The organism is Fervidobacterium sp. (assembly GCF_059913585.1).
Genome location: NZ_DBOLZL010000023.1, coordinates 1 through 11,799 on the forward strand (window position 1 = coordinate 1; position 11,799 = coordinate 11,799).

General features: G+C 36.4%; 5 protein-coding genes. All 5 read right to left on the reverse strand.

Annotated features, from left to right (window positions below; all coding sequences use genetic code 11):
* Positions 1-1,028: hypothetical protein (locus AC3M61_RS08540; RefSeq protein ID WP_500780453.1), on the reverse strand; the 1,028-nt coding region annotated here is incomplete at its 3' end.
* A 36-nt stretch (positions 1,029-1,064) separates the two neighbouring features.
* A complete protein-coding gene (locus AC3M61_RS08545) occupies positions 1,065-3,329 on the reverse strand; it encodes an Ig-like domain-containing protein (protein WP_500780454.1) in 2,265 nt (754 codons plus the stop codon).
* A gap of 49 nt (positions 3,330-3,378) precedes the next feature.
* Complete coding sequence (locus AC3M61_RS08550) at positions 3,379-5,370, reverse strand: Ig-like domain-containing protein (RefSeq protein WP_500780455.1); 1,992 nt, start codon at positions 5,368-5,370, stop codon at positions 3,379-3,381.
* A 188-nt stretch (positions 5,371-5,558) separates the two neighbouring features.
* Positions 5,559-8,153: a TolB family protein gene (locus AC3M61_RS08555; protein ID WP_500780456.1), complete on the reverse strand. Its 2,595-nt coding sequence runs from the start codon at positions 8,151-8,153 to the stop codon at positions 5,559-5,561.
* 30 nt (positions 8,154-8,183) lie between these two features.
* Positions 8,184-11,789, reverse strand: coding sequence for a hypothetical protein (locus AC3M61_RS08560; protein WP_500780457.1), 3,606 nt, complete (start codon positions 11,787-11,789; stop codon positions 8,184-8,186).
* Positions 11,790-11,799 lie beyond the last annotated feature (10 nt).

An 11,799-nucleotide genomic window follows, 5' to 3' on the forward strand; every position in this document is an offset into this window, starting at 1 on the left:
TTGTATTCTCTAACGACATTCACCGCATAATACTCTAAGTTATTAATGAGTTCAGTATCCTCTCCAAACGGTATTTCAAAAGTCGTGGATGTTGTCTCAGCAATCAGCTCCATGTCTTTCTTGTTGGCAAGCTTTTGAAAAACCTGGAACTTTGTTTTGGAATCTGCGATTGGATAATCCCACTTGAGTAGCATCTTTCCATCAAGCCTAAGGTAGGTAGCTGTGAAATTACTGACAGGAGGAATGTAAGGCTTAGAAACTGTTATTCCTCGCACGTTTACTTTTAATTGACCATCGACATCTGTTACCGATACCTCGTACTTTTCTGTTATCGACGGATAGAAGACTATATACCGGTCTTCATCGTCTTTAAAGAGATACTCTGTTCCATCGCTTTTGTTTTTGAATTTCATGCTGAACGAGAATTTCCATACGCCTGGGTCAATATCTATCGTCTTTTTGAAATTCGTCATCGACGACTGGACTTCTGAAGTCAAATCGTAGGCTATCTCTGTTTTGTCGGTGTTTTTTGTAAGTATCAAGCTCGCTGACGTTACATCCCAATTTTGAGATATTATCTGGTCCATAGCAATTGAGACTTCAAGTGAGCTTTTAAAGAAAACACCATCCATTTGAATATAGTTTGGACCATACTCTACCTTCACATCTTTCGTTGCATAGAATATCCCAAGTGTTTGATTATTTATGTTTGAATACGCATACAGTTCAAACCTGTACGTTCCTGCTTTTTCAAGTTTGAAATTTATATTATAAAGGGATGAGAAGTCCTGCTTGAAAATTTGAGTAGTTCCAGATTTAACAACAACCGTGACCTTGGTTATATTCACATCGTATGCTCCAGCTATATCTTTCCTGTAATCAACGTTGTTCTTCACTGTAAAAGTATCCGACTGAGGAACGGTTACAGATAGGCTTATCGTGACCTCTTTGTCTATGTCTGCTATACAACTGAACATAAGAACAACTGTTATGATTAATATACTAATCTTAATAATTAATCTTTTCATGCATACCTCCCCTTTCTTTCCAAGGCTAATTCAAAATCAATAATACAAATCCCCGTTTGCCTTTCGCCTAAAGACAAAGTTATCACCAATCCCTACTAAATCACCATCACTGCATTCTATAACCTTCCTAACTTCTGAACCAACATTTAAAGATACAACCCAAAGCGAAATGATATTGCTATCATTGTTTTGACGTCTGTACATTTTGTAAATTTTCTTACCATTCGAAGTAAGGATGCAATCATCTTTTGTTCGAGCAACGGTTGAAGTTGACGACCCCATATTCTTTTCCCACATGTAATTGCCAGTAAGATTGAACTTAATAACCTTGTGAGTAAACCCTCTCGTTTTTACTATAATCCCATCCCCTATGTCCAAAACATCATATATCTCAGAGTAATTTGTTGAATTTGGAGACTTCCAACTCCATTTCAAATTCTTGTCAGAATCAACAACTCCAAGCCATGCAGCCCCTTCTGATATTCCGCCGAGAATAATGGAACCATCACTTGCCTCTTTAACTATCTTCAACTGACCTACAGTATCGAAAGTCAGTTCGGAAACGATGTCGCCTTCTTTGCTTATTTCAATAAGCCATCCTTTTGAACCTTTGTAGCCAGTGAGGAGATAATTTCCATTCTTTTTCTGAATTATTGAGTATATCCGGTCTTCTGAAGTATCACCATAAGTTTTCTCCCAAACCTTTTCGCCATCTTCGTTTATTTTGAAAACTACGCCGTCAGTACTCCTATCTGTTACATCCTTCCATCCACATATAAGATAACCATCTTCCGATTTGGCTACTAAATACCTACCATCAAAATTTATATCAGGAAAACTCTTTCTCCAAAATACGTTTCCGTCTCTCTTAATTTTTAAAATCTCCATATTCGAGCTGGTACTTGCAATTACGATAAAATTACCATCGTTACTTTCAATAACATCATACAAAGAATTCGTTCCATACGTCTTCTGCCAGTTTTCAATGATAAGTCTTTTAGGATTGATATCCTCTGTAAGGATACCCGATGATGATTTCAATGTTGCCGAAAGGCTATATGTTCCATCGTAATAATTTGTGCTATCAAACCAAAATTCGTATGGGCGCCACGAATCATTTCCAAAGTAGTTTCCGTTAATCTTGAGTTCGACGTTAGAGATGCTCGGATGTTGCGTAGCTACAACACGGATTGTTATCCCTCTGCTTACCACCTGATTATCTTCAGGATAAGCGACCTTTACTGCTAATGGGTAGACTTCCACTGGTCCACTTTCTTTTCCTTCTTTGATAGCATTAACAGCATAGTACTCCAGATTTTCTATCAAATCGTAGTTCTCTCCAATTATTGTTTCAAATGTAGTAGATGTTGTTTCTCCAATGAGTTCAATTCCTTTCTTGGTTTTTAGTTTTTGGAATATTTGAAACTTTGTCTTGCTATCAAGCCAAGGATAGAGCCAGGAAATGGTCATCTTATTGCTTTTATAATCGTACCATGCCCTCAAACTTTGAACTGGTGGAATGTAAGGTTTATCAATCAAAATGCCGTTTAGAAACACTTTCAAGCTTCCTTCTATATCGGTTGCAGTTATTTCATATTTTTCTGTAATTGAAGGATAGAATATTCTGTAGGCATTATTACCGTTATGATAAGTGAATTCAGTATCATCGTTCTTATTCTTAAGTTTTACCGAAACTGTAATCTTCCAAATCCCTGGATCAATTTCTATTGTTTTAGTAAAGTTTGTCGGGGAGGCTTGAGCTTCGGATGTGAAATCATAGTCGAGCTGAGCGTTCGTTGTATTTTTAACAAGACTCAGCTTCGCTTCAGTTATATCCCAATTTCGTGCTATAACATCGTCCATTTTTATGGAGTACTCTAAAAACGCCTTAAAGAAGATTCCTTCCAGTTCTATGTAATTTGTGCCATAGTTGAGTGTTACATCCTTAGTAGCATAAAAGATACCAACAAGTTGACCGTTGATGTTTCCATACGCATACAGTTCCACAGTATATGTCCCGGCTTTTTCGAGCTTAAAACTGATTCCGCTAACTGAACTAAAATCTTGTTGAAAAACCTGTGTAGTTCCTGTCTTTACAACAACAGTAACTTTTGTTATGTTTACGTCGAATGCAGCGTTTGGCAAAACCCCTGTGCTACCGGTCTTCACGGTGAACGTATCCGATTCTGGTAAGGTGACAGATATACTTACGGTCACATCGCTCTTTTCCTGAAGGATACATCCTGCAAGAAAGAAAACAATAATGATACTTGCTAACAACACTATAGACAACTTTCGCACACTAATACCCCCTTCAAAAATACTGTCTATATTCTTCATCTAACGAAAATTACTGAATGTTTATTATAATCGATGTCTCACCAACGTTACCAACGATATCATATGCTTTCGCCTTCAGTGTGTGCTGCCCCGGAGTAAAGCCTGAAGTGTTGAAATTAAATATGTATGGTGAAGCTGTAACTTCGCCCAACTTTTCTGTATCAAGGTATAGCTCTACTTTTCTTATCCAGCTTGTATCCGTCGCTACAACTTCGACAGTAACATTTCCACGCACGGTTGCGTTGTTTTCGGGCTTGGTTATAGCAACTTCTGGAGCAGTGTTATCTATCCTCACAGTAATACTGTGCACACTTTCCTTTCCTGCATTGTCATATGCTTTTGCGATGATGAGGTGCTGACCATCAGCATAGTCTTTTGTGTTTAGCGTGAACGTGTATGGTTCACTCGTTTTCTCACTAACAACATTTGTTGCATCATCGACACATAACTGGACTTTGCTTATACCACTAACATCATTTGCGTTAACAGAAACATTTATCGTACCGCCAACATACGCTCCGTTCGTTGGCGAAACTATATTTAGATTTGGAGGGTTATTGTCTATCTTTACCGTTATACTCTTAGCTTTCGACTTTCCAACTGCATCGTACGCAACAACTTTAAGAATGTAACTACCGTCACTGTATTTTTTAGTATCAAGTACGAACGTGTAAGGTAGAGACGTTTTCTCATACAGTTTATTCTCCATAAGGTATAGTTCGACTTTACTTATTCCATTTCCATCTGTTGCACTCGCTTCAACTTCTGTTATCCCAAAAACATACGCACCATCTACAGGCTTGACGATGTCTACTTCCGGTACATTGTTTTCAAATCTTGCAGTTACTATTGCTTCTCCTTTGTTACCAACAGTATCATATGCAACTACCTTTATTTTATACTCTCCATCAGGATATTTAGTCCCATCTATGCTAAATGAGTATGGTGGTTGCGTTTTTTCGTCAACTTTTTCTTGGTTCAGATAAAGCTCGACTTTCGAAATACCGTTGACATCGCTCACAGTTGAATTCACATCTACTCTGCCTGTTAAGTAACCACCTGTTGGCGAGGTTATGCTCACCGCTGGAGGAGTATTGTCAAATTTTAAAATAATGCTTGTCTCACTCTTGTTCAATGCCTTATCATACGCTACAACCTTTATAGTGTGTTCCCCATCAGAATGCTTAGTAGTGTCAAGGTTGAAGATAAAAGGTTCTTCATCGATTTGCTCAGCCTTCTTGTCATCCACAAAGAGCTCAATCTTTCCTATACCTTTTGTATCTGTCGCTTCCACTTCGATATCTACTACTCCGCCGACAAGTAAGCCACTCTTAGGAGACTTTATTACAACCTGCGGAGCAGTTTTATCAACTAACACTCCTTTTTTTATTTCTGTAGCCAGGTTAAATTCATTTACCGCTTTCACCTTTATCTCCGTTGCATCTTCGGATATCTCTACCTCAACTCGCTCAATGCCTTCGCTTTTTGTGGTCTCTTTCTCTCCTATCTTCCTTTCTCCCTCATACACTTCTATCTTTTTCAACTTCGCTCCCTTTCCGATTTTTACATCAACAAAACTCCCTACATACTCATTCTCAATGCTTATCTCGGGTGGAGTGAAATACAATATCAGACTTGCTTCCTGTGTTTCACCTACATTCCCCGCCTTGTCATATGCCTTTGCTTTTAGTCTTAACTCCCTTATCTTTCCTTCTTCTATCGGAACTGGAAATACAAATCTCTCACTTCCTTGTTTGCTTGTAACAGGTTTGGTTTGAATTAAGTTTGTAGCATCGTACAGTTCTATCCTATCCATTGTCCCATTATCTGAGTATGTGACTGTTGTCGTCACTTTCACTTGTGTCGCTTCAACTGTGTAATTATCAATAACCAAGCTCACTACAGGTGCTTTTTCGTTGATTTTAATCGTGCACGAGTTGAGTAAGAAAATCAGAACACATCCCAAGAATACTATAAAACTTAGTTGATACTTTCTGTTCATAGCTTATCCCCTCCGAATGTCACTCATTACAATGCTTTTGTACTTGCTGAATTGTATAGCTTGAAAAGCAACAGTCGTAACTCCTCAGTCTTGGAAATATAAAACCTTATCACACATTGTTTTACACTCTTACAAAAGTTTTTTGAACAGATTGGTTCTTATAGCTGATTTTGAAGTCCTGCTTTAATCTACTTTGTTATCAATCTGCCAATATAAATATTCTCATTTCTAGTAAAAGCGGTATATATAGTTCCCAATTCGCGAGCTTTATCAAAGAAGAAACCTAAATTAGCAAATGCTACAGCATTTTGGTTTACCTCGATTGTTTCTAAGGTTAAACTTGGCAATGTTATTATTTTCAGAGCTTTCTGGGGTTCGAGTACATCGTTGGCCGCTATTATTAAACTGTCGTTATCAAACCAAACGGGTTTTCCAAAGCTGTATGCTAAATCTCTGTAAGCAAGTGTCAATTTTTTATCTTCACTACCGAGCAAGTCATAGACATAAAGTTCGTGACGTTTGCCGTTCTCGACAGCCTTGTAGAATGCAAGATATCTTCCATTTGGAGACCAACAAAGATTGTATTCAGAATATTCGTCGTTTGTAATTTTAACGATTTCTTCCACATCGTTTTCTTCATCTAATTTGATAAGGTAAATATCTTTGTCATATAAGAATGCAATGTATCTACCGCTAGGTGATATGTTGACTTCCAATACAGCCTTTTCATTTGTACCAAATTCAAAGAATTTTTTCTTCTCAACCCTTATCGTACCTTCGTCTTCTGAAATCTCTCCAATGTGTAGTATGTTGTTTGTGGACCAGACTAAAGTGCGACCTTTTTCGTCAAAAGACAAACCTGTTATGTTGTTTTCTTCCTCAATGAGCTTAAATTTTGAACTCTTTTCTGCGTTAAAGCCGTAAACTCTTAGCTTGTTACCAATGTACGCTGTATAAATAAGGATTGGTAACCTCGGATGCCAGAAATATGCGTAGACAAATTCGGCTGATTGTTCTCCATTTTGGAACAACCTTCGAGATTTTAATTCCCCTTCAACCTGTAAACTTTCTCCATCCAGAGATATGATATTAAGAGTACCATTGCCTGAACTATCAATGAGGTAATAAGCTATGTATTTGTTACACGATGAAACAATTGGAGTATTCACAATTTGACCAGTCTGTGGGCTAAAAAGTTCTTCTACAGGTTCTATCATTTCGACTTTTCTACTAACCACATCTTGCGTGTTAAGTGATAATTCGAATCTGCTTGCACCATCAGCATACTTGACAATTTCTTCTGGATAATGAAATGCAAATGTTAGTTTCAAATTATCTATGCTACCTGTTGCTTTGAAGGTCACGACAAACTTATCCTTTTGGTTTGCTAAACTTGTTACTGGAACATCATTAAGATAAACAGCATGTTCATCCACTACTTCGGTACTCATTGAATCTACTATTCGATATATTAACGAGTAAAATAGTCCTATTCTTTCTACTTGAGTAACATCAATTCTAGCCGGTATCTGGACGAACTGAACTTTAAAATTTAGTAACGTTTCACCAGTTAGATTCCTTAACTCATATTCAGCCTCTGATTTTCCAGTTATTTCTTCGTTGTTAATGGTTAAAATAAAAACTTTCTCTTCTTCATCATACTTTATGCGAGCACAGTTCAAGTGACTCATCTCATTTTTTGGAGCAATCGTAACAGCAGTTGCTTGATTAATTATAAAATCTTGATCGTCGTACAGTCTAAATACGTAGTTTCTTACAAAAGGTTTTTCCTTGTACTTAATAGGCATTATTACCTTCTCTGGAATTCGCTCGTCAATAAATTCAATTTTCCTTGCAATGTTCGCTTTTTCTTTTCCTTCAATAACAGAAATCATTGTCGCTTGGTTTGTTGACTCTACTGATTGTTCAGAAGAATTCAACTCGCTTGTAAATGTTCCTGTTTTGCTTATTGGTTCCTCTTCATTTTTTTGAGCAATCGTTGTTTCTCGAATTTTTGACCTTTCTTTCACTTCCAGTTCAAGTAAATTGAAGACTGTTTCAAAAGCTGCAATTTTTACTTTGGCATTTCGTATTTCCTTTTTCCCAACAGATGAAGTTGGCGATATGGATTCTCTGGAATCGAGAATTATCCCCTCAATTTTGTTACCAAATTTGTCCATATATCTTAATGGCTCAATTACTTTCGGGTCACTTACAAAACACTCCATAGTCGTTTTTGTATTTTTGCCTTCTAACTCGAAGTTTGGAATTAAATAAATGCCACGCTGTATTTTAAGCTTTATTGGCTTGTCCAAAACGTAATCTTTTCCTTCAACAGTGATGACAAAGACAAATGCTTGGGTTAATTGCTTACCAATAAGCTCATCAGGAATCTTCTTGATGTTTTCTACACTGGAGAATCTAAGAAGGGACTTCGTACCGAAAGCACTTTTGACAATGTCTATAGTTACGTAACCATTTATATTTAAATCCCACCTATCTGAAAAACCTATTTTTAGGCTTAAAGTGCCAAAATCTTTGGAAAAACTGGAATCTAGTTCTATAGGACTTTCGCGTAGTTCGGTCGCCAAAAAGGCTCTATCGTCTCTCTTAACGAGTGCTTTGTCACTCCCAGCCACGATTCCCAAATACAGTACTTCTTTGGGTAACCTAAATTCTTGACCATCGAGTTCGGAAAGAAACTGCAAGGAGCTCTGTGCAAAGGTAGTCGTTAACCCGGCCGTTAACAGAATAAAAACCGTGATACAAAATAACCTTTTCATACTATCCCCGCCTTCCAAACTCGACTAAATTCATTTTAAATCAACTTCTATTCTAAAAACGTCTATAATATTGCTATTTTCACAAACAACAAGCACATAGTTTTTAGAATACAAGACCTCTTGTATTTTAGAACCTAATTTGTATTCTTGTGCTTTATAAACATATACGTCATATAATGAATCATCGTCATATAATGAATAAACAACTACAGCGTCGCTAAGAACTGCTATGAATCTTTCCTCATCCAAAGGTGCTAAGGCAAGCACTTCGCTCCCAAGAGGCGTAGTATACCTTAGAGCTATATCATTTGAGGATGTTCTCAGAATTGAAATATTACCAGTTTTGTTACCAACCAGGAGGGTATTTTCACCGACAAAGAAACTGAAAGATGGCAATGAAATTCCAGTATCTACTATCTTAGAAATCCTTGTTGGAGTAGCTGAAGAGAAATCAAATAGTACAACGTTCCCATCTTTATCAAAGACTAATTTATTGTGGGACTCTTTAAAATCAAGAATATTAAACAGTTGATTGTAAAGTTGTAAGTCAACCTTGGCAAAAGTTCCGTTATTTACGAAAATTAGAGAATTGTTTACAGGAACTATATATGTAGCACCCTCTGGTTCGAAGTAGATTTTAGAAGGTACGGTCATTCTATAAGATAGGTTGTACGTTTTGGATGTCTTGCTAACAAGGTCAGTAAATACAATGTCTGCGGAAGTCAGATAGACCATGGATTTACCACGGATTAAAACAGACAAAACTTCGCTTCGCGCAGTTTCTGAGTGGATAAGGTTCATATTATCAATATCGAAAACTCTTATATCTCTTTTATAAACCCTTAGCAAATATCCTTCAGATATATAGAAGTCTCCATTTATAGAATATAAACTGCCCAACCTTTCGAAACCTTGGTTATCTAATGTAATCCTAAGTACACTTCCATCTGATAACAATACATAAATCCTTTCCGGATTAAGCGGATCAGATATGAGCTTTTGAATTACTCTGTTTAGTTCTATCGTGAACATTTTTCTAATTATGTCTTTTTCGATATAAAATTGCTCGATATCTGTTTCCGTGTACAATTTTTTGCTAAATTTTGCAACTACTTTCCAAAAGTAAGTGTTGCCTGGTTCAACCGGTAAAACTATTGATTTATCCTTCGTTTGTGCAACAAGTTTTAAATTTTGACTATCGGTGCCAAAGTAAATTTCATATGTCACCGGTATGCGATATGTGTTTTCATCAAGTTCCCATCTAAGTTCAACAAAAGTTGAAGGCTTAATTATTTCGCTTTTTGGGGCAACACTCCTCACTTTGGGAAGCATTTCCGGAACCGAAATTTTTATTTTTTCCTCATTGCTTTTAAAACCAAAGCGGTCTACAGCAAAAAGAGTCACATCATATTCACCAGCTAATCCAAAGTTATAGTAAATTGCATAGACATTACCGTAAGTTTTGTCACTTATAATTTCACCATCTTCTTTTCTCACAATCATTTTGATTTTTAAATCATCTCCGTCGTTATCGTCTGCTTCAAAGTTTATAATTGTGCTTAAGCCAGAAGTTTTCACTGAAGAAATTCTGAAAGTAGGTGGCTGGTTAAGGAACAAACCAACTTTTTTCGATGTCATATAGTTTCCTTTGCTATCTTTTCCAAGAAAACAGATAGAGTAGTGGCCTGAACCAAAAAGGTTTATAGAATATTGCGCCTCCTGAGTCATCCCTATAACCGGAATAATTCGAGCATCATCTGAATTTATAATGTCCCAAATATCATTGGTATTCGTATCTTCAATACGCTTAGAAACGTAAAGTTTTCCTGTTATCTCCCCTTCGAACTTTTCTGTGGTTGGAATCTTAATGCTTACGTTTAAAAGCTTGCTTTCATAATTTACTGTAACGTCTATTTCGACACTTTCATATTTTATGTTTTTCATTTCCCTGGTTATTTCAATTTCTTTGACCCCTTCGATGCTTTCTGCACCGTCTGAAACGATATATTTAAGTAAGAACAAATTCTTATCAGGTGGGATAATGAATGTCATACCTGGTTCTACGGTTGTTTTTTTTACGTTATATAAACTGTCTATTGACTTTAATACTGATGTTATTTGTACTTCTTGTGGATCAGGGTCATCAACAAAAAACTCAACGTTAAGCCTATCGTTGATATATTTGTGTTTTACTCCTTTAATACTTGGCGGAGTGTTAACAACATTCACGACTACCTCCTTTTTGACCGTGTTAACACCATCCGTTATTTCAAACTCTAGTAGGTGAATGCCAACTTTAGCATTCCGAATCCTAAGAATACCATCCTCGTAAGTTATTCCAGAATCATCACTTTTGAAGCTTTTTACAACAACATTCATCCCTTCCACGTCAAGTAACTTTACGCTTAGTGTATTTCCATTTTTTACAGTGTAAGCCGAAAGAATCAAATCAGGTGGAAGGTTGATTAAAGACACAACATAAGGTTCGCTTTCGAGTATTATCTGCCCAGAGTATTTTCTTGAAATAATGTTGAAATGTTTGAGATTTTTGTCGTAATCAACTTTAAAAGTGCCATTATTCGATATTTGAAGCTTTTGAACCTTGTTCTTATCGGATATTAGAAAATATTCAAACTCTGGTGAATAGTTGCTAATTCTTAGCAATACAACACGTGATTGGTAGTCAAATTTTAGAAGCTCCACAATTGGTGTTTCAGTGCTTTCCGTCCATTTTTCAGGACACTGAAAGGACATGAGAAATCCTTCTTTGTCCTTTATTACCCCCTTTAAATTGTAAATAAAGTCATCAAAATCATCGAAAACTAATTCTTTTTTTGCTATTAACACATATGTTTTGTTGGACCTCCATGTTAGTTGGATATCCTTTTCATCAAGCGGGCTTATAGATTCGCCCGGATTGATTAGACTTCCTTTTGAGAACACATAAAAATATAGCTTCTCGTGATAGTTGTTTTTTAACTTTAAAATGCCTTTGTCACTTCGGTACTGAGTTTTAACAGAGGAGACTAATTCAACAGGAAAAGGTACGGTTTCTGTATTTGAAAAGTACTTCTCGTGATAAATAGCATTTGAATACGCTATGCCAAGGTTATTATAATTACTCGTGGTCAAAGACAATTTGTTCAATTGAGCATAGATTGTTTGTCCATCGTTATCAACAGAAAACTCAGTTATAAAGCCCAAGACCTGGTCGGTTTTTCTATCTACCAAAATATAGTAGTCAGAATAAGGAAAAAACGATTTAAACGATAAGTAAGATTGCTGAATTACTATCGGTTGCCTGACCATGTTTAAAAGCAACTCGTCAAGTAAGATTCTTGGGTCTGATGAGAGAAAAGCCTCCAAACTAAAGATTGGCTTTTTGTCAAGCACAATTTCTCCTTTAACAGACACTGATAAAAAGTAATCTGCTTTTTCATATTCATGCTTATCATTAGTTATTTTGATAAAATCAGAATAAGGCTTCATTTTTGAGAGCCTTGCAATATCTTCAAACTTAGAACTAATGTTAGGGTCACCTATATCCGAAGGTGGTGGAATGTATATTAACACCTGCGAGAGAAGTAACTGCGCAATTACAAAGGTAAGTACCAGCGACAGTGTGCGACTTTTCATTTCACTAATT